Raw genomic sequence first — 25,580 nt, forward strand, 5'->3', positions numbered from 1 at the left:
TCCAGCATGCGTAAACTGACGATGATGGTGGTGCTACTGGCCGCAACAGCGGCGATGGCGCAGACGCCGGGCCAGATCGTGGTCAACGGCGCCGTATCCGATGAAGCCAGCAAGGCCGCCTTGCTGGCGCAGTTGCGCGCTCTATACGGTGTCGAGCGGGTAATTGATCAGGTGAGCATTTCGCCGGTGTCGCTGCCGCCAAACTGGAACGGCTATGTGCAGAAGTTGATTGGCCCGCACCTGAAACTAATCAGCAAAGGCGAACTTAAAATCGACGGCACCAATGTCACTGTGCGTGGTGAAGTGGCAAACGAAATGCAGCGGCAGCAGATCGCCAGCGACATTGCCGTCAGTCTTAGTCCCAGCTACACCGTTAACAATGGCCTGCGCGTCAGCGCGGCGGAGCAAGATCTGCTGGATGCCGCACTGGATAAGCGCATTATCGAATTCGATAGCGGCAAGGCGACGCTCACCGCATCCGGCCAGGCCATCCTTGATGAAATGGCGGCAGCGCTGCAGAAGGTCAAGGGGAAGAAGGTGGAGGTGATTGGGCACACTGACAACATTGGCCTACGCGACAGCAACCTGGCCTTGAGCCAGGCGCGCGCTGAGGCAGTGCGAACGTACCTGAGCGGGAAGGGCGTCAAGCCGGAGATGGTGATGGTGTCCGGCCAGGGACCCGATCGTCCCGTAGCCGAAAACACCACCGCGGAGGGGCGTGCGCGCAACCGGCGTATCGAATTCCGCGTGGCGCAGTAAGGCCTAAGGCAGCGTGATAGTGACGTGCGCGGGTGGCGGTGCCAGTTTCACCAGCTCTGAATACGCAGCCAGCGTATCCTGCGTGGAGCCGGACAGCGAAGCCTCCAGACCAATATAGGCAGCCATCGCAATCACGCAGAATACTGCGGATACCGTCCACAGTGGGGTGTTGGTGCGCAGCTTGTGCACAATCTGGTCGGGCCTTTCTGCTTGCGGTGCAAAGCCTTTGCTCTTGCCCTGCATGTGGGCGATTTCGTCGCCCAGGCGCGCGGTCAGGTAGGCCAGCTTGTCGCTCGCGTCCAACGCATACTTGCCGCGGAAGCCGATCAGCAGGCACATATGAAATACCTGCAGCGCTGGCAGCCGTGCGCCGCCCGCGCTGCGTAGTGCTTCCAACCGGTCGAAGAAGTGTTCGCCGGCCAGCTGGTCGCCAAAAATCACCAGCTGCAGCGGACGGCGCTCCCACGCGGTACGCATCGGGAACTGCGAGGACAGAATGATTTCATCCAGCGCTGCGCAGAATGCGTACTTGGCGGCGTCGATATCTTCGCCGTTGGCGCGCAGTTGACGCGCCTCGCGGTCGAATTCCGCCAGGTAGGCGGTGACGGTGTCGAGAAACGGCGCTTCACCCGGCGGCAGGCTGCCGTTCTTCAGCATGAACAGTAGGTAGAAACCTTCCTGCAGCAGATCCAGCAGGGTTTTCACGTGGCCATAGCCGGCCTGGATCTGCTTGCGCTGACCGCCCATCAGCGTGGGAATGGCGCGGCGTTCGACCTGGATGCTCATGCCGTCACCGCAATCAGGTTTAGGCGCAGGTCGCGGATGCCGGATGGCACGTAGATTGAGATCGACTGCGCTTTGAGCATTTGTTCGTACAGCATGCCTTTACCCTCCAGGGCGAAGTAATAGGTGTCTGGTTGAACCGGAATGGCTGCCGGCACTTGCGGCGCGTGCGTCAGCTTCACGCCCGGCATGGCCGACAGCACGCATTTTTCCACGTCATCCGGTGCACCGACCTTGACCCGCAGCGGAACGACTTCCACCAGTTCAAGCGCCGGCAGCGCGGCGCTGACGGCCAGGTACAGGGTGGTGCGCTGGTCGATCTTGCCCGAATCAAGTTTGCCGAGATGGTAGCTGGGCTTGTCCTCGCTGAGCGCAATCGAGAAGTACTTGGTGGAGATGACAGTGTCCAGCAGGTCGCGGATGATGTCGTCCAGCGCCGTGAAGCACGGGGCGGGATCTTCATGCTGATACGCAGGGAGATCGATCAGCGCGTACTGTTTGGAATAAGTCATCATGGCGCCGGCCAGCGACAGCAGGGTTTCGAACAGCCGTTCCGGATGTAGTTGAGGATTGCGCACGTAATGCATCAGGGCGGCGGCAGCGGTGCTGACGGTGTGCAGCAGCCAGAACGAGGATACGTCTCCGGAACGGAATTCGATCACGTTGCGGCTTGGTTCGCGCATATGGCCTTGCAGCGATTGAACCTTGGCTTGCAGCGCATCCAGCAGGCGATCCAGCTGCGCCTTGAGCACCGGCGAGCTGGCGATCGACAAGCCAGGGGGAATGAAGGTCGGATCCGGCTCAAACCCACCGGTGACCATGCGCCGCAGACGCACCACCGGCAGGCTTTCGAATGCGCCCAGCGGCTCCAGGTCCGGCAGCAGCCGTACCGCGCTCTTGAGAAAATCGACATGGGTTTCCACGGCCTGGGTGTACAGATCGGCCATGTCGCGGCTGGTCTGGCGATAACGCACACCATGGTGCTGCTCATCCAGGGCGGCCATATTGCCGCCGCCGGGAGATAGCGAGGGAAGGGCGGCGTACCACGTCACTTCCTGCACGTTGGCTGGAATGCGCGACAAGTCCACCGCTGGCGGCAGCGGTGTGCTGGATGGTGCGTCGATGATTTCTCCGTCGCGAAAGATCAGCGATAAGACGTCCAGCCGCAACTTGCCCGCCTTGAGCGCATCGAGATCCCAACTGAGCGATTGCACGCCCCAAAGATAAGGGTGCAGCGCCTGCACGGTGTGCCGCAAACGCGCTTCGTGATATTGGTCCTGCTGCTGGAAGTGCTGCGGACGCAGGAACAGGCCTTCGCCCCACAGTACCTTGGATGGAATGCTCATGAGGTCTCCCGGTTGATGGACGTTCCATTAGAACGAAAGCGGTGCAGCCGCTGTTTGCGACGGCGCAAGCAAAGAGAAAACAAGACAGCGCTTGCGTAAGCGCAATCAGTGCAAGAAGCATTCGGGAATAATGGCCATCTTCCCGACCCGGTTACGCAAAAGGAGAAACCAATGAGCACTTCAAGAACCTGGCTGCCTTGCGTGGCCAGCCTGCTATTGCTGACAGCCTGCGCGACGGATGGCCCCAGCGTCCGCGCCGAAAAACCACAAGCGGTCACACTCGATCGTGCGCTGCTCGATGCCGACGCCGCACTCGCCGCAGGCCAGGGCGACAAGGCACAGGCCATCCTGAAGTCCGCCGCCGCCAATTATCCCGCCGATAAAACGCCCTGGCTGCACATGGCGCAGATGAAGTTCGATCGCGCCAGCTACGGCGAGGCGATCATCAACGCGATGGAGGCACTGCAGCGCGATCCCAACGACAAGCTGGGTAACAGCATCGTTGCGGTCAGCGGCTTGCGGTTGTCGACCAAAGCGTTGTCGGATCTGAGCCAGCAAAACAACCTGAATGGCTCCTTGCGCTCCGAGGCGCAGGACCTGGCCAGGCTGCTGCGCACCAGCCTTGGTGAAGAGGTGCTGGTGCCGGGTGCGAGCGTGCCGCGCAAGGCGCAGGCACCGGCGCCTGCCAGGAAGGGAGCGGCGGCATCCAACGGCGCATCGCCTAAAACCAGCAACCAGACCAATAACAGCGATCCCTTCGGCGGATTGAAATAAGGAGCTCACATGGCTAATGGCGACAGCATTCAAAAGCGCTTGACCAAGGTGCGTCCACCGCGCGTGCAGATGACTTACGACGTGGAGATTGGCGACGCAATGGAAAACAAGGAGCTGCCCTTCGTGGTCGGGGTGGTGGGGGACTTCGGTGGCAGTTCGGATGTGGAGAAGAAGCGTTTGAAAGAGCGCAAGTTCGTCAACATCGACAGCGGCAATTTCGACGAAGTGCTGGGCGGGGTGGCGCCGGTGGCGCGCTTCCAGGTGCCGAATCAGCTCAACAACGACGACAGCAGCTTCAACGTCGAACTGCGTTTCAAGTCGATGGATGACTTCCGTCCTGAGTCGGTGGTACAGCAGGTGGCGCCGCTGGCCCTGCTGCTGGAGGCGCGTGGCAAGCTGGCCGATCTGCGCAACAAGCTGGCGGGGAACGACAAGCTGGAAGACATCCTGAGCGATGTGCTGAATAACACCGACAAACTGGCCAGCCTGAAAAACGCCAGGGGGAATTGACATGTCAGCTCAACTCAACCAACTGCAGGAAGCTGCAACGGTCGATGGCGCCAGCCTGTTGGACCGGATTGTCGAAGAAAGCAAGGTCGCCAAGTCCAGCGTCGAGCATGAGCGTGCCAAGGACATCATCACTGAGCTGGTGAATCAGGTACTGGACGGCACGGTGGTGGTCTCCAACAATCTGTCGGCCATGCTGGACGCCAGGGTGGCGGAGCTGGACCGCCTGATCTCCAGTCAACTGAGCGCCATCATGCATGCGCCGGCCTTCCAGAAGCTGGAGCAAAGCTGGACCGGCCTGCACTACCTCGTGAAGAATTCGGCCACCGGCCAGGGGCTGAAGATCCGCATGCTCAACGCCACCAAGCGCGAACTGGTGAAAGACTTCCAGTCCGCCCTGGAATTCGACCAGAGCGCCATGTTCAAGAAGATCTACGAAGAGGAATTTGGCACTTTCGGCGGCGCGCCATACGCGGCGCTGCTGGGGGATTTTGAAATCTCGCGTCAGCCCGAGGACATGTACTTTATTGAGCAGATGTCGCATGTGGCGGCAGCGTCTCACGCGCCGTTCATCGCAGCCGCCTCGCCCGAGCTGTTTGGACTGGAAGGCTATGGCGACCTGTCCAGGCCGCGCGACCTGTCGAAAGTGTTCGACACCGTGGAATACGCCAAATGGAAGGCCTTCCGTGAATCCGAAGATGCGCGCTATGTCGGCCTGACGCTGCCGCGTTTCCTCGGCCGCCTGCCATTCAACCCGGTGGATGGCACTACGGTGGAAGGCTTTAATTTTGTCGAGGAAGTCGACGGCACCGACCACCAGAAATACTTGTGGTGCAACGCCGCCTACGCCTTCGGCGCCAGGCTGACCAAGGCTTTTGACGATTTTGGCTGGTGCGCGGCGATTCGCGGCGTCGAGGGCGGCGGCCTGGTGGACGACCTGCCCACCCACACCTTCAAGACTGACGAAGGCGAGGTGGCCCTCAAATGCCCGACCGAAGTCGCCATTACCGACCGTCGTGAGAAGGAACTGAGCGATCTCGGTTTCATCTCGCTGGTTCACTGCAAGAATACTGCTTACGCAGCCTTCTTCGGCGCACAGTCGGCGCAGAAGGCGCGCAAGTACAGCTCGGAGGCCGCCAATGCCAACGCCGTGTTGTCTTCGCAGCTGCAGTACATCTTTGCCGTGTCGCGCATTGCGCACTACATGAAGGCCATGATGCGCGACAAAGTGGGCAGCTTTGCTTCCGCCGCCAACGTCGAAGACTTCCTCAACCGCTGGCTGATGAAGTACGTCCTGCTGGACGATAACGCCAGCCAGGAACAGAAAGCCCAGTTCCCGCTGCGCGAGGCGTCGGTACAGGTGCACGAAGTGGCGGGACGGCCGGGCGTGTTCCGTGCGGTGTCCTTCCTGCGCCCGCACTTCCAGCTGGATGAACTTTCCGTTTCACTCCGTTTGGTCGCGGAGCTGCCACAGTCGACCAACTACTGATCCCCCAACAACCCAGAGGAGCATGCAATGGCAATCGACGTTTATCTGTATATTGATGGCATCAAGGGCGAGTCGAATGACGACCGCCACAAGGACTGGATCGAATGCAAATCCGTCAGCTTTGGTGTGGAGCAGCCCAAGTCCGCCACCGCTTCCACCAGTGGTGGTCATACGGCGGAGCGCTGCGAGCATCGGGACATCGTCATCTCCAAGCTGGCGGATTTGTCTTCTCCGATACTGCTGCAGACCTGTTCGGCCGGCCGCACCATCCCCAAGGCCAAGTTTGAATTCATGCGCGCGGACGCCCAGGGCGAGCGCGTGAAGTACTACGAAATCGAAATCGAGAATGTGCTGATCGGCGCCGTCTCTCCGGCAGTGGAAGAAGGCGACATCCTGAGCGAAGACGTCGCCTTCAAGTTCTCCAAGATCAAGTGGAAGTACACCCAGCAGAAAATCAGCGGCGGCGCCGGTGGCAACACCTCCGGCGGCTGGGACCTGGCCACCAATCGCATTGTCTGATCACTCCCGCGCGCCTGCAGCGGTCTTCGTGGCGAACCGTCGCGGCGCGTTTTAGCCAGGCCGGCCTGGCCTGGCTCTTTTTCGAAAGCACGGCATGAATGGCTTTACTCCCGGCCTGCTGGACCGTTTGCTCGGCGCGGCCTCGCCCCGTGTGTCGCTGGAACAGCTCAAGGACAGCGTGGCACGCGATCTGGAGGACTTGCTGAACACCCGTTGCGCGCTGCCGGAACAACTGATGCGCGCCTATCCCGAATGCGCGCGTTCCATCGCCAACTACGGCCTGGGGGACTTTGCCGGCATGTGCCTGAGCAGCAGCGAAGACCGCGGCCGCGTTTGCGCCGCGCTGAAAGCTGCCATCGAACGGTATGAGCCGCGCCTGCGCAATGTGCAGGCCCGCCTGGAGCACGAACCCGGCACCATCAATCGCGTGCGCTTTGTCATCTACGGCACGCTGGCCGGATTGCCACACACCGAAGCTGTCAGCTTTGACGCGGTGCTGCAACCGTCATCGCTGCATTATTCAATCAATCGCAGCGCACGCGGAGGCCGCAAATGAACCTGAAATCCCTGATCGGCAAGCTGAATGACACCACGCGCCAGGCGGCCACCCGCGCCGCCAGCATTTGCGTCGCGCTGGGACACTACGAAGTCGATATCGAACATCTGCTGCTGGCCTTGCTGGAACAGCCGCGCTGCGACCTTATGCTGATCGCGCAGCAGGCGGGCGTGAATGTGGAAGCGCTGGAAGCGGACCTGCACCAGGAAGTCAGCCAGTTCAAGGGCGGCAGCACGCGTACGCCGGTGTTTTCGCGCTATCTGCCGCTGCTGCTGGAACATGCCTGGCTGATTGCCTCTCTCGCTACGCCGCCCGATCAGATCCGCAGCGGGCACCTGCTGATCGCGCTGCTCAACGAGCCGGAACTGGAGCAGCTGGCACTGCGCGCTTCCCGGCAGTTCGCCAAAATTCCCATCGACGAAGTCAAACATCAACTGGAGAAATACACGCATGGTTCGCAGGAAGAGACGACCGCCGCCCCCGCGACCGCCGCCGCACCGCTTGCCGGCAGCGCGCGCTTGCCGGCGCTGGATCAGTACACCACCAGCCTGACGCAGCTCGCGCGCGACGGCAGGCTTGATCCGGTCATCGGGCGCGAGGCGGAAATCCGACAGGTGGTGGACATCCTGTTGCGCCGCCGGCAGAACAACCCGATCCTGACCGGCGAGGCCGGCGTCGGCAAGACAGCCGTGGTGGAAGGCCTGGCGCTGCGCATCGCGTCGGGCGACGTGCCCTCGGCCCTCAAAGAAATGGAGATCCATACGCTGGACATGGGCCTGCTGCAGGCTGGTGCCAGCGTCAAGGGCGAGTTTGAAAACCGCCTGAAGAACGTCATCGACGAAGTCCGGCAAAGCCCGCGCGCCATCATCCTGTTCATTGATGAAGCCCACACCATCATCGGCGCCGGCGGCACAGCGGGCCAGAACGATGCCGCCAACCTGCTCAAGCCAGCCTTGGCGCGTGGCGAGCTGCGCACGGTTGCCGCGACAACGTGGAGCGAATATAAAAAGTATTTTGAAAAGGATGCGGCGCTGGCGCGGCGCTTCCAGGTCGTCAAGGTGGAGGAGCCAAGCGAAGACATCGCCAGCGCCATGCTGCGCGCGATGGCAGCCTTGATGGAACGGCACTTCGGCGTGCGTATCAGGGACGAAGCAGTGACGGAGGCAGTACGCCTGTCGCATCGCTACATCAGCGGCCGCCAACTGCCCGACAAGGCGGTCAGCGTGCTCGATACGGCTTGCGCGCGCGTAGCGCTGGCGCAAAGCGGCACCCCAGCCTTGCTGGAAGATGCGGCCAGGCAGATGGAACGCATTGCGGTCGAGATAACGGCTCTGCAGCGAGAGGAGGGCGGCATGGCGCAGTATCAGCGCCTGCAGCAGCTGCAGGCTGCGCATGCCGCTTTCATGGAGGAGCATGCCCAGCACACCGAACGCTGGCAACGCGAACAGGCCATTGTCGCCGCCATCCTGCGCCAGCGCGCGGAGGGCAACCGCGACGCCGAGGTGCGCGCGCTGAAGGAGGAGCTCACCGCGCTGCAAGGCGAAACACCGATGGTGCCGCTGGAAGTGGATGGCGCCGCAGTGGCTGCCATTGTCTCCGGCTGGACCGGTATCCCGCTCGGGAAGATGATCAAGGACGAGATCCGCAGTGTGCTGTCCTTGCAGGACGCGCTGCAGGCGCGCATCCTCGGCCAACCGCACGCCATCGCCGTGGTGGCGCAGCGGGTGCGGACTGCGCGCGCCAGCCTCGATGATCCGAACAAGCCGAAAGGCGTGTTCCTGTTTGTTGGCCCCTCCGGCGTCGGCAAGACCGAAACCGCGCTGGCGCTGGCCGATCTGCTCTACGGCGGCGAGCGCAAACTCATCACCATCAACATGAGCGAATATCAGGAAGCGCACAGCGTCTCCGGCCTGAAAGGCTCGCCGCCGGGTTACGTCGGCTACGGACAAGGCGGTGTGCTGACCGAGGCCGTGCGCCGCAATCCCTACAGCGTGGTGCTGCTGGACGAAATAGAAAAAGCCCATCCGGATGTGCTGGAGCTGTTCTTCCAGGTGTTCGACAAGGGCGTGATGGACGATGCGGAAGGGCGTGAGATCGACTTCCGCAACACCATCATCATCGCTACCGCCAACGCCGGTTCGGCCACCATCATGCAGGCTTGCCTGAACAAGGACACGCCGCCATTGCCGGAAGAACTGGAACAGCTGCTGCGCCCCCAGCTGATCAAGCACTTCAAGCCGGCCTTCCTCGGCCGCGTAAAAGTAGCGCCGTACTATCCGATACAGGACGAAGTGCTGGCGCAGATCATCGCACTGAAACTCGCGCGCATCGCCCAGCGCATCCAGCACCACCACCATGCGGACTTCAGCTGGGAGCCGTCGCTGGTGGACGCGGTGCTGGCGCGTTGCACCGAAGTCGATTCCGGCGCCCGCAATGTCGACCATATCCTGAATGGCACGTTGCTGCCCGAGATTGCGCAGGCAGTCCTGGAGAAGATGGCGCAGGAGCAGCCGATCAGCCGCATCAAGGTCGGCGCCAACAGCAAGGGCCAATTCAAATACACCGTCAAATAGGAGAGGTCCATGCTCAGTATCGAACAACTGCTGCAACCGATCAGCGCCGGACAGCGCTGCGGCGAAGATCTGTCCTTCAGCCGCGAAGTGGACGAGGTGGCGCAAGCGCGCCAGCATGACGATCCCACGCTGGACCAGGGAGAATGGGCGACCGTCCTGAAAGAAGCCGACTGGCCGTTCGTGGCCAGCCGCTGCGCCCAACTGATTGCTACACGCAGCAAGGATCTGCGGTTGGCCGCATGGCTGACCGAAGCCCAGGCCAGAACGCGCGGCCTGCGCGGCTTGGGCGAGGGCTATGCGCTGCTGGCCGGATTGTGCGAACGATACTGGACCGATTTGTATCCCTTGGTCGATGACGGCGATTACGACCAGCGCAGCGGCAACCTTTTTTGGCTGCTGACGCGCACTCCGGCACTGGTGCAGGAGTGCGCCGCGCCAGCGCTGGCCGACGCCGAATTCTGCCTCAACGCGCTGAGTCAACTGGAATGCGTGGTAGATACGCAACTAGGCGCAGATGGTCCCGGTTTCACGCCAGCCAGGGAGGCCTTGCAGGCCGTGATCCGCAATCTCGCGCCGCATAGTCATTTTGTCACGGTTGCCGAAGGGGCGGCAGCCACTGTTGGTAGCGTTGCCATGCAACCCGGCGCTGCCTTGCAGGATCGCGCGCAGGCCCTGCAGCAACTGCGCCTGATAGCGGAGTTCTTCCGCCGCACCGAGCCGCACAGCCCGGTCGCTTACCTGGCCGATCGGGCCGCCAGCTGGGGCGAGATGCCGCTGCATGTATGGCTGCGCGCGGTGCTCAAGGACCCTGCCGCCATCGCCGGCGTGGAAGAATTATTGGGGACGCCTCCGACTATGGAATGAATGCTGCGGCGCAGCGCAAATAGTTTCTTTTGAAGCTATAGATTGTGGACAAATAGTGCTAGCATGAACTGGACAATCCAGACTTTTAGCTAGGGAGTCAGCTATGAACAATCTCAAGATCGGTACCCGTCTCGGCTTCGGCTTCTCGCTTATCCTGTTACTGCTGATTGCGATGACCGCGATTGGCCTGCTGCGTCTGAGCGGCGCCAGCGCCATGACCGACGAGATGATCAACGTGAAGATCCGCGACGAACGCCTGATCGCGGAATGGGGCAAGATCATCGAAGTCAATGCCGCCCGCACCACTGGCGCATTCATGGTGCGTGATCCCGCCGACCAGAAAAAGCTGGAAGCCCTGATGGCCGAATCCTCCGGCCGCGCCACCCAGATCCAGGACCAGATCGGCGCCAACATCGACGACGATGATCTCAAGCCAGCCTTCAAACAGGTGCTGGAAACGCGCAAAGCCTACACCGATTTCCGCAAGGCCGTCTTCACCGCCAAGAACGCGGGCGACATGGAAGGCGCCACCAGAATCTACGAAGGCGACATGACCCAGAGCCGCATTCGCTATCTGGCCGCGCTCAAGACCTTCTCCGACAAGCAGGCCGCCTCGCTGGACGAAACGGCGACCCAGATTCAAGAACAATATAAGAGCGGCCGCATGCTGCTGATCATGCTGGGCGTGGCCGCGATTGTGCTGGGCGTGGTGGCCGCATGGTGGATCACGCGCACCATCACACGCCCGATCAATGAGGCCGTGAAGGTGGCGGAGACGGTATCGTCGGGCGACCTGACCAGCGACATCCAGGTCAACAGCAGCGACGAAACCGGCCAGTTGATGAACGCACTGAAAACCATGAACGCCAATCTGGTCAACATCGTCGGCCAGGTACGCAACGGCACCGACTTGATGGCGACAGCGTCCACCGAGATCGCTGCCGGGAATCAGGATCTGTCTTCGCGCACCGAGGAGCAAGCCAGCTCGCTGGAAGAAACCGCGTCGTCGATGGAGGAGCTGACTTCCACGGTGCGCTTCAATGCCGAGAATGCGCGGCAGGCCAATGAGTTGGCGATCAGCGCATCGGAGATTGCCAGCCGTGGCGGTTCGGTGGTGGGCGAGGTGGTCAACACCATGGGCTCGATCAACGATTCGTCGCGCAAGATCGTGGATATTATTTCGGTCATCGACGGCATCGCCTTCCAGACCAATATCCTGGCGCTGAACGCGGCAGTGGAGGCCGCGCGCGCTGGTGAACAGGGGCGCGGCTTTGCGGTGGTGGCATCGGAGGTGCGCAATCTGGCCCAGCGTTCCGCATCGGCCGCCAAGGACATCAAGGGCCTGATCGATGACTCGGTGCAGAAGGTGCAGATGGGCTCAGAGCTGGTCGACAAGGCCGGCCAGACGATGGATGAAATCGTGCAGAGCATCAGCCGCGTGACGCAGATCATGACGCAGATTAGCAATGCCAGCGAAGAGCAGAGCATCGGCATCGCCCAGGTCAATGACGCCATCACGCAAATGGATCAGGTGACGCAGCAGAATGCGGCGCTGGTTGAGCAGGCGGCTGCGGCGGCGGAGTCAATGCAGGAGCAGTCGGCCAAGCTGGCGGATGTGGTCAGCGTGTTCAAGCTCGATCCTGCGTATTCCACGCCTGCTTTGCCGCGGGCTGCGGCGCCGGTGCGTGCCAAGGTGCCGGCGCGCCGTACGCCGGCGGTGGCTGCGCCAAAACCGGCGGCCGCGCCTGCAGCGGCGCCACGCAAGGCCGTCGCCACCGCCAACGAATCGGGCGACTGGGAAGAGTTCTAAGTACAATGGCGGTCTATGAATACCGCCCATCCATCCACGCGGCGCGCAATATGCGCCGCGTGCCTTCGTCCGCAGCAGACCTGCATATGCCGCTGGGTGACTGCGCTGCCTAATCAGGTAGAAGTGCTGATACTTCAACATCCCATGGAAGTCAGCAATGCCAAGAACAGCGCGCGTTTGCTGCATATGAGTTTGTCCAATAGCCGGCTGGAAGTGGGCGAGACGTTTGAGCCGGAGCACCTGCAGTCGCTGCTATCGCCGGACCGCCGCAATGTGCTGCTGTATCCGGAGACGGAGCAGAAGTCCGAACGGTTCGATGCAGCGTGGCTCAACGAGCCGCTGCGCCTGGTGGTGCTGGACGGTACATGGCGCAAGAGCCGCAAAATGCTGTATCTGAATCCGCTGCTGCAAACCTTGCCACGACTGCCGCTGCGCGATACGCCGCCGTCGCACTACCTGATCCGCAAGGCGCATTTGCCGGATCAGCTGTCCACGCTGGAAGCCACGGTGTACGCGCTGGCGCAGCTGGAAAACGATATAAATAAATTCAATCCGCTGATCGACGCCTTCGATGGCTTTGTCGCGCAGCAGGCCAGTTACGTCAGGCGATCAGTTTAAGGCCGGGCGGCAGGGCGTCACCCAGCATGCGTTTTTCGTCGGCCTGGTCGAGCTGCGCGACCTCGCGCACCATGGCGCTCCAGTTGGCCGGCGCGCCGACGGCGTTCAGGCGGCGCAGCACTTCGGCACGCAGGGTTTCGTTGATGTCGCGCGAGCGGTCGCCGGTCATGCGGGCAAGGTGAGATGCGGCGAAGCCAGCCGGCTCCACCTTTTTCCAGTCCAGTGCCAGCACCGCGTCCAGCCATTGTTCGACGGTGGCGGTGTCCACCACATCGTGCGCGCTGCCGTGGAAGGGCTGGCGCGCACCGACGCGGCTCAGGCCCCACAGGAAGCGCCCTTGCGTGGCCTCGGCCTTGGCCAGGCTGGCGGCGCCGTTGCGGGTCTTGTCGGCGGCGGCTTTGCCTGCGGCCTTGGTGGCCTTGTGCAGCTGGCCCAGCATCCACGCGCCGATTTCGGCCTTGTAGTTGCCGGGGATGCGTTCCAGCGATGCGCCCAGGCGCAGCATGTCTTCTTCGCTGCCGTTGACCAGCGTGACGGGACGGCGGCCGCGCTCTGCGGCATCGGCCTGGACGTTGAAGGCAAAATCGTCCAGCACGCGCAGTTGCGCTTCCACGCTTAAGCCGCCAGAGACGCGGCGCCACAGCGTCCACCATTCGGCGCAGACCTGCGCGTCCTTATGGTTTTGTACGCCAGTCTCGAACATGCTCCATAGCTGTTCGATGCGCCATTCGTCGAGCGCGTAGCCGAAGCCCGGGCGCAGGCAGTAGCCGCTCAGGTTGAGCCATGCGCGTTCGTGTTCAGACGAGCGGCGGCGCCCTTTGGCGCGTTCCATCAGGGTGTCGAACAGGCGGCGCAGCACGGGCGTGGTCCAGCTTTCGCGGCTGCCCAGCAGGTGTTCGAGTTGGGCGCGCAGTTGTTTTACTTCCTTGATGTCGACCTGCTGCGCGCGGCTGCCGAAGATGCGGTCGATTTTTTCGATGGCGGCGGCGAGGCCGGCGGGCATAGGCGCTTCATCGGGGGCTTCGGGTGTGGTGTCGCCACGCAGCTGGAATTCCAGCAGCCAGCGTTGCTGGTCTTCTTTGGCGACGCAGTGGACTTCCAGTGTGCCGACTTCGCTCAGCGTGGCAGCCAGTTGGACCGGGATTTCCTTGCGGGCGTCGGCGGCGCTGCTGTCGCGCAGGACGGTGGCGATGGGCGGCAACTGAATGTATTCGTCGGGCTGCAAGTCGACCAAGTCGCCGGCTTGTGGCGCTTCGGCGGTGGCGGAGGCCAGGTGGAAGCGCACCGGCCGGCCAAGACGCAGCGCGAAGCTGCGGCCGGCCAGCAATTGTTCGCGACCTTCGGCGGCGCCGCGCGGCAGGATGCAGATGGCGCGGCGTGGCTTGTCGGCCGGGCCGCTGTCGTCCAGCAGCAGGAAGTAGCTGCGGGCGGAGCCGCCGCCAATCACTGGCGCCTGGCCGGATTGTCCGAGGGCATAGGCGACGCCGCCGCGTGCGACGGCGACGTCGGGATTGTCGTTGTGCAGAACGCGCAGCGGTTGTTGGCGCCAGCCTGCGAGTGCGGCTTCCAGGCGGCGCGCGAGGGCGTCGGCGCGGAAGACGCCGCCGTTCAGCAGCAGGGTGTCCGGGACCGGGACTGTGGTGCTGTCGGCGGGAAGGCCGAGTGCCTCGCGCGCGGCGGCGCCATGCTGGCGCAGAAAGTCTGCAAGATGGCGCGTGATGGCGGCATCGCTGGCGTAGGGCAGGCCGAATTCGACGATGCCGCCGCGCGCGCGTCTGGCTGGCTCCTGCGCTTCGTTCAGCGGGAAGAAGCCGTCCACTACGAGGGCGGCCACTTCATCGCGCGTCAATTCGGCCGAGCGTGAGCCGCCGATCAGCTTCGAGCCTGCGCCCAGCAGTGTGACTGTGGTGCGGTCAGGCGCGTCCGCCGCCAGCAGCAACTCCTTCGCCGCCCGGCAGCGCTCCGCCAACTGCGCCAGCCGGCTGGCCGACAAGCGCGGCTGCGCGCCGCCGGCCGCCGCGCCCATGCGCGATTCGACCAGGTGGGCAAGGGCCAGGTCCATGTTGTCGCCGCCGAGGATCAGGTGGTTGCCGACGCCAATGCGGCTGATGGCCGGCTGGCCTGCGGCGCCGGCGTCGACTTTCATCAGGCTGAAGTCCGTGGTGCCGCCGCCGACATCGCACACCAGCACCAGGCGCGTATCTGCCAGCTGCTCGCCCAACGCATCACGCTGACGATACAGCCAGTCATAAAACGCCGCCTGCGGCTCTTCCAGCAACCGCAACGACGGCAATCCCGCCATGCGCGCCGCTTCCAGCGTCAGCGCTCGCGCTCCCTCATCAAACGAGGCGGGAATGGTTAAGACTATTTGCTGCTTTTCCAGTGGGTGCGCCGCAAAGCGCGCATTCCACGCGGACCGCAAATGCGCCAGATATGAAGCACTGGCCGCCACCGGCGACACCTTGACCACATTGGCCTCCGCGCCCCACGGCAGAATCGGCGCCATGCGATCCACCTGTGGATGCGAGAGCCAACTCTTGGCACTGGCCACCAAACGTCCCGGCACCTGCGCGCCCAGCTTGCGCGCCAGGACGCCAATCACCGCCGGCTCATCGGATGGCCATGGCAACTGCAACTCACCATCCGCCAGCTCGCCATCGGCCGGGTGATAGCGCAAGGACGGCAGCAGCGCCGCCGCACCAATCTCGCCGGGCGCCGTCAGCTGATCGATTTCGAATAACCGAATCTCGCCGCTGCCGGCTTCCGCGTAGGCCATCACCGTATTGGTGGTGCCCAGATCGATGCTGACGACGTACTTGCTCATGTTCAGGCGGCGGAACGAACGTCAAACTCCACCTTCCAGCGCTGGCCATCATTCGCCACAGCGGCCAGTTCCAGCGTGCCGGATTCCGTCGCCATCGCATGCAGGCGCACCTGCACCACGTCGCCGGCCTGACGGCCTTCCGGCGACAGATTCGCCTGAATCTCGTTCATCTCGATCAGCTCATCCGGACCCCAGAAGTCCAGCAGATCGCCAATCTGATCCTGACGTCGCACCGACGAACCAAAAAAGCGGAACTGCACCGGCTCCCCCACCACCAGACCAAACTCCTGATTTGGCAACTCGATCTCGCTGCCTTCCTCCATGCCGAACGGCGCCACGCACAGTGCCTGAATCGGCGGTTCCATGCCGGGAATCGCCGGCATGGCCGATTCGATCGCCACATAGTACGAACGTGCCGTACCACCGCGGATGCGCACACCGCTGCCGCGCCGCACGTAGCTGTAATAAGCCGCGCCGCGCGCTACCGCCAGATCCAGATCGGCGCCGCCCAGCATGCGCGCAGGCTCGGCGCCTTCCAGATACAGCCAGTCGTTGATGGTGCCCATGATGCGCTGCGCCAGCAGGTCCGACTTGAATACGCCTCCGTTGAACAGCACCGCAGTCGGATGCAGGAAGGTCGCATCGGCGTTTTGCTTGCCGGCGTAGCCTTCCAGTTCCGCCGTCGCGCCAACCTGACGCGCCAGGAACGCGGCCAGATGGCGCGTGATGCCGGCATCCTGCGCATACGGCAGGCCAAGCTGCGTCAGGCCCGCACGCTGGCGCACGGCCGGACGCGCCGATGCTTCCACTTGCGGGAAGAAGCCGTCGAGAATAAACGCCGACACTTCTTCGCGCGTCAGCTCGGTGCGGATCGAACCGCCGATCAGTTTCGAGCCACGGCTCGGCACCACGATAGGCCAGGTGGCCACGGTTTCATCGGCCAGCAGCTTTTCCTTGGCAGTGCGGCAGCCATAGGTCAGCGCGCGCATCTGCCATGCATCCAGCTGCGTGCCGTTGGCGGCCAGCTTGCGTGCGACGAGGTGCGCCAGCGCCAGATCCATATTGTCGCCGCCGAGCAGAATGTGGTCGCCCACGGCGATGCGGTGCGGTTCCAGCACGCCATCGCGTTCCAGCACGGCGATCAGCGAAAAGTCGCTGGTGCCGCCGCCCACGTCCACCACCAGGATGATGTCGCCCGGCTTGACCTCCTTGCGCCAGCGGCCTTCGCTACCCTGAATCCAGCTGTACAAGGCCGCCTGCGGCTCTTCCAGCAGGGTGAGATTGGTGTAGCCGGCGGCGCGTGCGGCGTCGGCTGTCAGTTCCCGTGCGCCCGGATCGAAGGATGCGGGAATCGTCACCGTCACGGCCTGCTCGCCAAACGGCGCTTCCGGGTGCGCCTGCTCCCAGGCCTTGCGCAGGTGGGTCAGGTAACGGGTCGAGGCTTCCAGCGGCGACACGCGCTGCACTTCTTCCGGCGCGTCGTTCGGCAGCAGGGCGGAGCGTCGATCCACACCCGGATGGCTCAACCAGCTCTTGGCGCTGGAGACCAGGCGAATCGGCGTGGTGGCGCCACGGCTGCGCGCCATCTCGCCGGCCACGCCGGTCAGTTCCTGCGCGCTTTGCTGCCACGGCAGATTGTTCTCGCCAGGCGCCAGCTCGTCGGCGTGCGGCAGGTAGAGGAAGGAAGGCAGCAGCGGCAGTTCTTCGATCGTGCCCGGTGCGGTCAGCTGCGGGATGGCCAGCACGCCGTGCTGGGTTTTCTCGCCGTCGCTGGTTTGCAGATTCACATACGACAGCGCGCTGTGCGTGGTGCCAAGGTCGATGCCGATGGCGTAACGGGGATCGCTCACAGTTCCACCTCCGCCGGCGCCAGGATGGCGGCGTCGTGCGCTTCCGCCAGTTTCGGCAGGCGCACTTCGGCCGAGCGCCAGCCGCGGTGGCTCAGCGTGCCCTTGAACGGCGCTTTGCCGACCACGTTGCCGGTCAGGCGCACTGCGGCGGCGTCAAAGCCTTCCGGCAGTTCGATGCGGCTGCCTTCGGCTTCGCTGCGCACCGGCTGGATGGTGAAGTGCTCTTTCAGCACCTTGGCGCAGCCTTCATGCACCACGCGCGCGGCGGCGCCGATGTCGGCGTCCGAGTAGGCGGACAGGTTTTCTTGCGTGAAGTCGATCAGGCGGGCTTCGCGCTGGAACAGGGACAGCAGCTGCAGCGCAGCGTCAGGCGTGGCGACACGCAAGGTCACCGGAGCCGGTGCAGGTACTGGGGCTGGAGCAGGCGCCGGGGCGACTGGCGCGGCGGCTGGCTGCGGCGCATCGTCGATGCGGGTCAGGCGGGCCGCGTATTCAGCGTCGGACAGGGCACGGAAGAAAGCGCCGATCGCGATCGAAATCCGGCTGAAGAAAGACGGCAAAGGTTGGCTCGAATTGGTCATGTATTTACTCACTGTGTAAGGTTGCCGAACGCTGCGCCGGGCGCGCGTGGAGGCGAAGCCCGGCATGATACTTGATATTTCTCTTGATATGGCAGTTTGGAGCGCCTAGAATACTGTATGCATATACAGTATTTGGATCCCGCCATGTCCCATGATGAAAACAATCAAGAGCAGGTAATGCTGCCGCCGCCTTCGCTCAAGGCACAAAAAGGGCGCGGCGCGGTGTCGAACATGCAGGGCCGTTACGAACTGAACACCCGCGAAGCCTACGACGACGGCTGGGAGCGGGAAGAGGAGGAGGCCAAACCATGGAAAACCCAGGTCACGGAAGAAATTTGCCGCTCCATCCTCAGCCGCAATGCCTCGCCGGATTTACCCTTCAGTGTATCGCTGAATCCATATCGCGGCTGCGAGCACGGTTGCATTTATTGTTTTGCGCGGCCTACGCACAGCTATCTGGGGCTTTCGCCGGGCATGGAATTCGAGAGCAAGATTTTCGCCAAGGTGAACGCGCCGGAAATGCTGCGCAAGGAACTGGCCAAGCCGGGCTACGAACCGCAATCGATCGCGCTGGGCGTGAACACGGATGCCTACCAGCCTTGCGAGCGTCACCTCAAGCTGACCCGCCGCGTGCTGGAAGTGCTGCACGAGTGCCAGCACCCGGTGGGGCTGATCACCAAGTCCTCGCTGATCGAACGCGATATCGACCTGCTGGCGCCGATGGCGGCCAGGCAGCAGGCCGGGGTGGCCATCACGCTGACCACGCTGGACCCGGCCATCGCCCGCACGCTGGAACCGCGCGCGGCGGCCCCTGCACGGCGCTTGCGCACCATCCGCACGCTGGCCGATGCCGGCATACCGGTGGCGGTCAGCATCGCGCCCATCATTCCCTTCATCACCGAGCCGGATATCGAACGGATACTGGAGGCAGTCAAGGAAGCCGGCGCGGTGAGCGCGCACTACACCGTGCTGCGCCTGCCGTGGGAAGTGGCGCCGCTGTTCAAGGAATGGCTGCAGGCCCACTTCCCGGAACGGGCGCAGCGGGTGATGAACCGCGTCCGCGAAATGCGCGGCGGCAAAGACTACGACAGCAACTTCGACACGCGCATGAAAGGCGAGGGCGTGTGGGCGGAGCTGATCCGGCAGCGCGTGAAGATCGCCAGCGAACGGCTCGGGCTGACAGGACATGGCAGCCGCTTTCTGCGCATGGATGCGTCGCAGTTTGTGCGGCCGCTGGTGGTGCCGCCCTTGGGCGCGCGCGCCAAGGCAGCAGCCGATGCCGGGCAGATGGATTTATTTTAGCGCGGCGAGGTGGCGTTCGATGTCGAACACGTGCTGGTCGTGACGGCCCAGCTCGCGCAGCGCCGTGGCCAGGTGGTTGAGGTAGTCGCTGTTTGGCCCGCTCGGCCCGGCTGAACGGGCGATGTGGGCGGCAATCTCTTGTTCGGAGGCGGCGCCGAGGAAGGCGGTATTGTCCGGCGTGGCGATGTAGACCAGGCCCTCGATGTCATCGCCGTCTTCAAAGACGATCGGGATGGCCAGCCGCAGGTAGCCATTCTTTTCGCGGTGGTCGAGATGAGCGAAGACTTCCGGCGTGATCAGGTAAGCCATGCCGTGGCAGACCGCGCCGGCTTCTTCGATCAGCGTGACCACGCGGCCCGGCGCTTCCGGCGTGCCGCGGTGGTCGTGTGAGCCCTGCCAGAAACGCCGCGTCCAGCCGTTGATGCTGGCCGGGCGGCGTTGCAGGTACGGGAAGTCCGCCTTGTAGATCAAGGAGCCGTAGCCGAACAGCCAAACGCTGTGGTGGCCGTCAAACTTGTCCATCTGTTGATTGATGGCGATGGTGTTCGCAGTCATGATGCTGCATTATAAAACAGCGATAGCGCTATCATCAGGCGGCGCGCTTGACCTCCAGGACTTGTTGCAGATCCGCCAGTTCGCGCACCGTGCCCAGGTGCTGGATGCCCATGTGGCGGAACGCGGCCCTGAGCTGGCTTTCGTGGTGGTTCAGCAGTTCTGCCGTCGAGTCCAGACCCAGCATGCCGCAACCGGCGGTGACCAGTACCACGCGCAAGTCACCACGGCGCGCGCTGGGTGCGGCGGCCTGCAACTCCAGCAGTCGGTCCATCCACACCTTGAGCGTGGACGGCACGGAGAAGTTGTGCATGGGCGCGCCCAGCACCACCAGGTCGGCCTCGTTGAATTCCTGCAGCAGCGAGGCGCTTTGCAAGGCTTCGGCGCGCAGTTCGGCGTTCATGGGAATGTCGGCGTCCCAGCGCTGGCTGATCACTTGCAGCAGCGGTCCGCTGGCGTGGGACAGCGGCGAGGCTGCGAGGTCGCGGTAGAGGACGGTCGCCTGTTCATGGGCCGCCGTCAGCGCCGCCATGGCAGCAGCGGTCATCTGACGCGATGTGGAATGATCGCCCAGGGCGCAGGAGTCGATGTGCAAAATGTTCATCAATAAAGCATACACAATACGAAACCGCTTCCACAATGGATGAATGGCAATTAAATTTTCTAATTTGAAATAAATTGTAAGCTGGTTGAGGTGGCTGCCTCTTATGCGGCCGGCATGTTCCATTCATGGGCAGCGATAAATTCGTGCATAAAAGCAACAAAACTCTCGGCCGCCGGGGACAGCACGCGCACGCTGCGAGTGTAGATGAAGAAGCGCCGCGTCAGGGCGGGCGCTTCCAGGGGGCGGATTTTGAGACCGTACAGCTGCACCATTTTCTCGGCGTAGGGGAGGCAGACGGTAATGCCCTGGCCGGCGTGCACCATGGCCAGCGCGGTGGTCATGAACGTCACCTCGTTGTACGGGCTGAGCGACAGTTCGCGGAAGGAGACGTGCACGTCACGCAGCAGGCGTTCGGTGAACTGGCCTTGCAATGAGATGAAAGGGTAGCGATTCACGTCGTTCCAGCTAATGCGCTTGCGCCGGTCCAGTTCATGACCCTGCGGGTAGACCACCACGAACGGCATCTCGAACAGCGGCTGAGCTTCGATCTCGGCGGTGGCATCGCGCTCGGGGCCGATGCCGAAGTCAGCCTCGCCACTGAACACGCGCGCCGACACCTGCTCCAGCGGGCAGTCGGTCAGGCGCACCTGCACTTCGGGATGGCGCGCGCGGTAGGCCGCAATCGCCTCCGGCAGCATGGTGCAGGAAAGCATTTGTGGCGCTGCCACCCGCACCGAGCCCTGCTTGAGGGCCTTGCGGCTGGCGATGTCGGCCATGGCACGGTCGAGGTCGTGCAGCATCTTGTCGAACAATGGATACAGTTCGCGTCCCAGCTCGGAAAGCTGGGTCTTGCGCGTGGTACGCTCAACCACGCGCACCCCCAGCAGTTGCTCCAGTTCCTTGATCTGGCCGCTCAGCGCCGATTGCGTCACATTCAGGTGGTCGGCGGCCAAGGTGAAGCTGCCGGTCTTGGCCAGCGCCACCAGGGCGCGCATTTGCCGCAGGCTGGGATTCATGAGTAATTCTGATAAATGCGAAGGAAAATACGATTTGTATGATATCTGAAACTGTCATCTAATGCCGGGATTGAATTGGAGACACTATGAAGCTTGCCACCCTCAAAGACGGTAGCCGCGATGGCCGCCTGGTTGTCGTCAGCCGCGACCTCAAGCGTTATCAGCACGTACCGAAAATCTCGTCTACCCTGCAGCATGCGCTGGACAACTGGGAACTGGTGGCGCCGCGCCTGGAGGATGTCTACGCCGCGTTGAACAGCGGCGATGCGGTCGACGCCAAACCGTTTGATCAGCAATACTGCCATTCGCCCCTGCCGCGCGCCTACCAGTGGGCCGATGGCTCGGCCTACATCAACCACGTCGAGCTGGTGCGCAAGGCGCGCAATGCGGAAGTGCCGGCCTCGTTCTACACCGATCCGCTGATGTACCAGGGCGGTTCCGACAGCTTCGTCGGCCCGCGCGACCCGATTTACGCGCTGAGCGAAGACTGGGGCATCGACCTGGAAGCCGAAGTGGCCGTCATCACCGGCGACCTGAAGATGGGCGCCACGCCGGAGCAGGCGGCCAAGGCCATCCGCCTGGTGATGCTGGTCAACGACGTCTCGCTGCGCAACCTGATTCCCAACGAACTGGCCAAAGGCTTCGGCTTCTTCCAGTCCAAACCGGCCAGCGCGTTCTCGCCGGTGGCGGTCACGCCGGATGAGCTCGGCGCCGACTGGGCTGACAACAAATTGCACTTGCCGCTGCTGGTACAACTGAACCAGCAGCCATTCGGCAAGCCCAACGCCGGCGAAGACATGACCTTCAGTTTCGCCCAGTTGGTGGCGCACGCGGCCAGCACGCGCGAGCTGGGCGCCGGCACCATCATCGGTTCCGGCACCGTGTCCAACAAGCAGGGCAGCCTGCACGGTTCCAGCATCGCCAACGGCGGTGTCGGCTATTGCTGCCTGGCGGAAGTGCGGATGTACGAAACCATCGAGACCGGCAAGCCGCAAACGCCGTTCCTCAGGTTTGGCGACAGTGTGCGCATCGAGATGAACGACAAGGACGGCAACAGCATCTTTGGCGCTATTGATCAGATCGTCACCCACTACAAGGAGCGTCACTGATGAAGCTCTACACCTATTTCCGCAGTTCCGCCGCCTACCGCGTGCGGATTGCGCTCAATCTGAAGGGCATCGCCTACGACGCCGTGCCGGTGCATCTGCTGCGCAACGGCGGTGAGCAACTGGGCGATGCCTACCGCGCCGTTAATCCTTCCATGCTGGTGCCGGCGCTGGAAGTGGATGGCGATGTGTTCGGCCAGTCGCTGGCCATCATTGAATATCTGGAGGAGACGCATCCGCAGACGCCGCTGCTGCCGCAAGACGCCATCAGCCGTGCCCGCGTGCGTGCGCTGGCGCTGAGCATCGCGGCGGATGCGCATCCGATCGGCAATTTGCGCGTGCTGAAGTACCTGACCGGCCAGGTTGGCGTGACGGAAGAGGTGAAGCTGGGGTGGCAGCAGCACTGGCTGCGCAGCGGCCTGGCGACGCTGGAGTCGTTGCTGGCCAACGATGCGCGCACCGGCCGCTACTGCCACGGCGACACGCCGACGCTGGCCGATTGCTGTCTGGTGCCGCAGGTGTTCAACGCCCAGCGCTTCAACGTCGACACGACGCCGTACCCGACCGTGATGCGTATCCACCAAGCCTGCGGCGAGCTGCCGGCCTTCCAGCAGGCGCATCCGTCTCAGCAGCCGGACGCCGAGTAGAGCCGTCATTCCGGCGAAAGCCGGAATCCATAGAACGCATGCATTGACACGGCTCAGATGTTCCATGGATTCCGGCCTGCGCCGGAATGACCGATGCTAGCGTTTGAGGGCGGCCTGGGCCAGCGCCAGCGCGCGGTCCAGTGCCTGATCCGGCGCCGTCATCTGATCCGGTTGCACGCCGCTGCCCTCCCAGTTGGCGCGGGTAATCACATTGCTGGCGCGCGTGATCGCCACCGAGGTCTGCAACTGACGCGACACGCGCTGCCTGACGCTCACCCGCGCATCGCCCATCGTGGGCGCACCCACCACCACCGCGCGCTTCACATATTGCTGCAAGTCGTAGGCAAACGCCTCGGCGGCGGCGCTGGTGCGGTCGTTTACCAGCACATACAGCGGCTTCTTGCCGCCGAAACGCTTGCCAGCCACCTCGGCGCTGGTCCAGTATTCCGCCACCACGCGGCCCTCGCGGTCGATCTGGTCGTGCAAATGGATTTGCTTGTCCTTGAAAAAGTAGCTGCGCCTGTCTTCCAGCAGATAGCTGGCGAGCAGGGCGGCCATGGCCTGGCCGTCGCCGCCGGCGTCGCGCACATCGATGATCAAGGCCGCGCAATCGCCGGCCTGCGACATGAAGCGGCCAGCCGCCTCCATTGCCGCGCGGTCCAGTGGCGCAAAACGGCTGATCTGCAGATAACCGATGTTCGCGCCCAGCGTTTCAAACTTGCGCAGGCCGAAGTTATCGGCGGATTGCACCGGCGGCTGCGGGCGCTGGCGCTCGTCGGCCAGATCGTACGGCACGTATTCCAGATAGGTATGACGGTCGGGGGCAATCGCGGCGACGTCGCGCGAGACGCGCGCGGCCAGCGCCCGGGCTGTGGTCTGCTGGTCATACTCGCCGCGCGCCAGACGCTGGCGGATATTGTCAGCCGCCGCCTTGGCGCGCAGCGGGTCCACATGCAGCTCGGTCAGCCGGCGCGCATACTCGTTGACCACGTGGGCGCGCGCCGTGGCGTCAAGCGCCTCGTCGAGGGCTTGCGCGTGGGCGCCCAACGCAGCGCAGAGGGCGGCGGCAATCATCCAGCGTTTCAAATCTTTCCCCATAAGTTACAATCTTACCTTTCCCCGAAAGCTTTTTCTTCAATGACGATCCCGACCACCATTCTGGAGGCGCTCCAGCGCGCCGATGTTTCCTGGCGCCCGCTGCTGCTCAAGGGATTGGAAGCCATGATGGCGGCCACGCCGGACTACCTGCCGCAACTGGCCCAGGACCACTATCTGCCCACCGAACAGCGCCTGTTTGCCGCGTTCGCACTGCCGCTCAATAAGGTGAAGTATGTACTAGTGGGGGAAGGGCCATATCCGCGAGCAGAAAGCGCAACCGGCGTCTGCTTTATGGATGGGGCGGTTGGCAGCCTGTGGTCGGACGAGGTGGGCGGCGGCCTGTCCAAGCCGGTCAACAAAGCCACCTCGCTGCGCAATTTCATGAAGATGCTGCTGGTGGCCGACGGCCAGCTCCCGCTGGAAAACACCGCCGGCGCAGCGATGGCGGCAGTCTCGGCCCAGGCCCGCAGCGGCGCCGGCAGCCACATCCTGACCCTGGCCGAGATGCAGCAAAAGCTGACCGGGCAGGGCTTCCTGCTGCTGAACGCCTCGCTGGTCTTCCGCAGCCACGTTGCTCCAGCGAAAGACGCGAAGGCCTGGCTGCCGTTCTTTGAAACGGTCATGGCCGGCCTGGCCGCGCAAGCGGAGGTCGTGCCCACCATGGTTCTGTGGGGAAAAATCGCTGAACTGCTGAGCAAGTTGCCAGTGATGAAAGATTTCCCCCAAATCACTGCCGAACACCCTTACAACCTTAGCTTTATTGGTAATAAGGATATGCACACCCTGTTCCAGCCCATGCAGTTGCTGAAGGGGGCGACCAGCAAGCTTTATTAAAGTTTGGTATACTTGACTAATTCGATCAACTAATCAGGCTTTGCGATGAGCGAAGCGGTCGATATTTTAACCCAACCGAGGTAGTGATGCGTCTGACCACCAAAGGCCGTTTTGCTGTGACTGCGATGATCGATTTGGCGTTGCGCCAAGGCAAAGGTCCAGTCACGCTGTCCGGCATCAGCCAGCGTCAGGCGATTTCGCTGTCTTACCTGGAGCAGCTGTTTGGCAAGCTGCGCCGCCACGAGATTGTTGAATCGATCCGTGGGCCGGGTGGTGGCTACAGTCTGGCGCGCCGCGCCGACAAGGTCACCGTGGCCGACATCATCATCGCCGTGGATGAGCCGCTGGACGCGACCCAGTGCGGCGGCAAGGAAAATTGCCATGGCGCCGATGCGGCCAGCGGCGCGCGCTGCATGACCCACGAATTGTGGGCCACGCTGAATGAAAAAATGGTTGATTACCTGGATTCCGTATCGCTGCAGGATCTGGTCGATCAACAAAAGCAGAAGAACGCTGAGCAGAACGTGGTGGTCATGCCTCGCAACGGCAACCACGCCGCGCTGTAAGC

Annotated in this window: 24 protein-coding genes; 15 read left to right on the forward strand and 9 right to left on the reverse strand. The window is 63.1% G+C overall.

What is annotated here, in order from left to right; genetic code table 11:
- Positions 1-6: 6 nt before the first annotated feature.
- Entirely contained in the window at positions 7-759 is a 753-nt protein-coding gene (locus ABDW57_RS13140; protein ID WP_343730643.1) for an OmpA family protein, read from the forward strand.
- A gap of 3 nt (positions 760-762) precedes the next feature.
- Here ABDW57_RS13140 and icmH read toward each other — a convergent pair whose 3' ends face one another.
- Positions 763-1,545: a type IVB secretion system protein IcmH/DotU gene (gene icmH, locus ABDW57_RS13145; RefSeq protein WP_343730644.1), complete on the reverse strand. Its 783-nt coding sequence runs from the start codon at positions 1,543-1,545 to the stop codon at positions 763-765.
- A complete protein-coding gene (gene tssK / locus ABDW57_RS13150) occupies positions 1,542-2,888 on the reverse strand; it encodes a type VI secretion system baseplate subunit TssK (RefSeq protein WP_343730645.1) in 1,347 nt (448 codons plus the stop codon). Before tssK ends, icmH begins: the two co-directional genes overlap by 4 nt.
- Before the next feature lie 171 nt (positions 2,889-3,059).
- Here tssK and ABDW57_RS13155 point away from each other — a divergent pair, with 171 nt between their 5' ends.
- From ABDW57_RS13155 to ABDW57_RS13195, 9 genes are all read left to right on the forward strand, one after another.
- Complete coding sequence (locus tag ABDW57_RS13155; RefSeq protein ID WP_343730646.1) at positions 3,060-3,662, forward strand: hypothetical protein; 603 nt, start codon at positions 3,060-3,062, stop codon at positions 3,660-3,662.
- Between the two features lie 9 nt (positions 3,663-3,671).
- The gene (tssB, locus tag ABDW57_RS13160; RefSeq protein WP_343730647.1) at positions 3,672-4,172 is read left to right on the forward strand and encodes a type VI secretion system contractile sheath small subunit; all 501 of its coding nucleotides are present in this window, start codon (positions 3,672-3,674) and stop codon (positions 4,170-4,172) included.
- 1 nt (position 4,173) lies between these two features.
- Positions 4,174-5,658 carry a type VI secretion system contractile sheath large subunit gene (gene tssC / locus ABDW57_RS13165; protein WP_343730648.1) on the forward strand — a complete coding sequence of 495 codons (1,485 nt, stop codon included), beginning with the start codon at positions 4,174-4,176 and terminating at the stop codon, positions 5,656-5,658.
- Positions 5,659-5,685: 27 nt separating this feature from the next.
- Complete coding sequence (locus ABDW57_RS13170; RefSeq protein WP_343730649.1) at positions 5,686-6,177, forward strand: type VI secretion system tube protein Hcp; 492 nt, start codon at positions 5,686-5,688, stop codon at positions 6,175-6,177.
- Positions 6,178-6,271: 94 nt separating this feature from the next.
- Positions 6,272-6,733, forward strand: coding sequence for a type VI secretion system baseplate subunit TssE (gene tssE / locus ABDW57_RS13175; protein ID WP_343730650.1), 462 nt, complete (start codon positions 6,272-6,274; stop codon positions 6,731-6,733).
- Complete coding sequence (tssH, locus tag ABDW57_RS13180) at positions 6,730-9,306, forward strand: type VI secretion system ATPase TssH (protein ID WP_343730651.1); 2,577 nt, start codon at positions 6,730-6,732, stop codon at positions 9,304-9,306. Before tssE ends, tssH begins: the two co-directional genes overlap by 4 nt.
- A 9-nt stretch (positions 9,307-9,315) precedes the next feature.
- Positions 9,316-10,170: a type VI secretion system protein TssA gene (gene tssA / locus ABDW57_RS13185; protein WP_343730652.1), complete on the forward strand. Its 855-nt coding sequence runs from the start codon at positions 9,316-9,318 to the stop codon at positions 10,168-10,170.
- Between the two features lie 103 nt (positions 10,171-10,273).
- The gene (locus ABDW57_RS13190; RefSeq protein WP_343730653.1) at positions 10,274-11,980 is read left to right on the forward strand and encodes a methyl-accepting chemotaxis protein; all 1,707 of its coding nucleotides are present in this window, start codon (positions 10,274-10,276) and stop codon (positions 11,978-11,980) included.
- 15 nt (positions 11,981-11,995) lie between these two features.
- Positions 11,996-12,598, forward strand: coding sequence for a tRNA-uridine aminocarboxypropyltransferase (locus ABDW57_RS13195; RefSeq protein WP_343730654.1), 603 nt, complete (start codon positions 11,996-11,998; stop codon positions 12,596-12,598).
- On the opposite strand, the gene ABDW57_RS13200 is transcribed toward ABDW57_RS13195, so the two are convergent.
- The 3 genes from ABDW57_RS13200 to ABDW57_RS13210 are packed head-to-tail and all read right to left on the reverse strand — an operon-like array spanning position 12,582 to position 17,853.
- Positions 12,582-15,422, reverse strand: coding sequence for an Hsp70 family protein (locus ABDW57_RS13200; RefSeq protein ID WP_343730655.1), 2,841 nt, complete (start codon positions 15,420-15,422; stop codon positions 12,582-12,584). The two genes, ABDW57_RS13195 and ABDW57_RS13200, sit on opposite strands and share 17 nt — an antisense overlap.
- A 2-nt stretch (positions 15,423-15,424) precedes the next feature.
- Complete coding sequence (locus tag ABDW57_RS13205) at positions 15,425-17,272, reverse strand: Hsp70 family protein (RefSeq protein WP_343730656.1); 1,848 nt, start codon at positions 17,270-17,272, stop codon at positions 15,425-15,427.
- Entirely contained in the window at positions 17,269-17,853 is a 585-nt protein-coding gene (locus tag ABDW57_RS13210; protein ID WP_343730657.1) for a DUF2760 domain-containing protein, read from the reverse strand. Before ABDW57_RS13210 ends, ABDW57_RS13205 begins: the two co-directional genes overlap by 4 nt.
- 144 nt (positions 17,854-17,997) lie before the next feature.
- Here ABDW57_RS13210 and ABDW57_RS13215 point away from each other — a divergent pair, with 144 nt between their 5' ends.
- The gene (locus ABDW57_RS13215; protein WP_343730658.1) at positions 17,998-19,155 is read left to right on the forward strand and encodes a PA0069 family radical SAM protein; all 1,158 of its coding nucleotides are present in this window, start codon (positions 17,998-18,000) and stop codon (positions 19,153-19,155) included.
- On the opposite strand, the gene ABDW57_RS13220 is transcribed toward ABDW57_RS13215, so the two are convergent.
- The 3 genes from ABDW57_RS13220 to ABDW57_RS13230 all read right to left on the reverse strand — a co-directional run bounded on the left by ABDW57_RS13220 (position 19,147) and on the right by ABDW57_RS13230 (position 21,327).
- Positions 19,147-19,710 carry a gamma-glutamylcyclotransferase gene (locus tag ABDW57_RS13220; RefSeq protein ID WP_343730659.1) on the reverse strand — a complete coding sequence of 188 codons (564 nt, stop codon included), beginning with the start codon at positions 19,708-19,710 and terminating at the stop codon, positions 19,147-19,149. The genes ABDW57_RS13215 and ABDW57_RS13220 overlap by 9 nt on opposite strands.
- Before the next feature lie 34 nt (positions 19,711-19,744).
- Positions 19,745-20,311 carry an NAD(P)H-dependent oxidoreductase gene (locus tag ABDW57_RS13225; RefSeq protein WP_343730660.1) on the reverse strand — a complete coding sequence of 189 codons (567 nt, stop codon included), beginning with the start codon at positions 20,309-20,311 and terminating at the stop codon, positions 19,745-19,747.
- Positions 20,312-20,412: 101 nt separating this feature from the next.
- Positions 20,413-21,327: a LysR family transcriptional regulator gene (locus ABDW57_RS13230; RefSeq protein WP_343730661.1), complete on the reverse strand. Its 915-nt coding sequence runs from the start codon at positions 21,325-21,327 to the stop codon at positions 20,413-20,415.
- 86 nt (positions 21,328-21,413) lie between these two features.
- On the opposite strand from ABDW57_RS13230, the gene ABDW57_RS13235 reads away from it, so the two are divergent.
- The gene (locus ABDW57_RS13235; RefSeq protein WP_343730662.1) at positions 21,414-22,436 is read left to right on the forward strand and encodes a fumarylacetoacetate hydrolase family protein; all 1,023 of its coding nucleotides are present in this window, start codon (positions 21,414-21,416) and stop codon (positions 22,434-22,436) included.
- A complete protein-coding gene (gene maiA, locus ABDW57_RS13240) occupies positions 22,436-23,080 on the forward strand; it encodes a maleylacetoacetate isomerase (RefSeq protein ID WP_343730663.1) in 645 nt (214 codons plus the stop codon). The genes ABDW57_RS13235 and maiA overlap by 1 nt, the downstream gene beginning before the upstream one ends.
- A 96-nt stretch (positions 23,081-23,176) precedes the next feature.
- Here maiA and ABDW57_RS13245 read toward each other — a convergent pair whose 3' ends face one another.
- Complete coding sequence (locus ABDW57_RS13245) at positions 23,177-24,178, reverse strand: S41 family peptidase (RefSeq protein WP_343730664.1); 1,002 nt, start codon at positions 24,176-24,178, stop codon at positions 23,177-23,179.
- A gap of 39 nt (positions 24,179-24,217) precedes the next feature.
- On the opposite strand from ABDW57_RS13245, the gene ABDW57_RS13250 reads away from it, so the two are divergent.
- Together ABDW57_RS13250 and iscR are read left to right on the forward strand one after the other, a co-directional pair.
- Positions 24,218-25,012 carry a uracil-DNA glycosylase gene (locus ABDW57_RS13250; RefSeq protein ID WP_343730665.1) on the forward strand — a complete coding sequence of 265 codons (795 nt, stop codon included), beginning with the start codon at positions 24,218-24,220 and terminating at the stop codon, positions 25,010-25,012.
- Positions 25,013-25,098: 86 nt separating this feature from the next.
- Complete coding sequence (gene iscR / locus ABDW57_RS13255) at positions 25,099-25,578, forward strand: Fe-S cluster assembly transcriptional regulator IscR (protein WP_155467688.1); 480 nt, start codon at positions 25,099-25,101, stop codon at positions 25,576-25,578.
- Positions 25,579-25,580 lie beyond the last annotated feature (2 nt).

The sequence above is a fragment of the Duganella sp. genome (assembly GCF_039595735.1).
Taxonomy (GTDB): Bacteria; Pseudomonadota; Gammaproteobacteria; order Burkholderiales; family Burkholderiaceae_D; genus Rugamonas.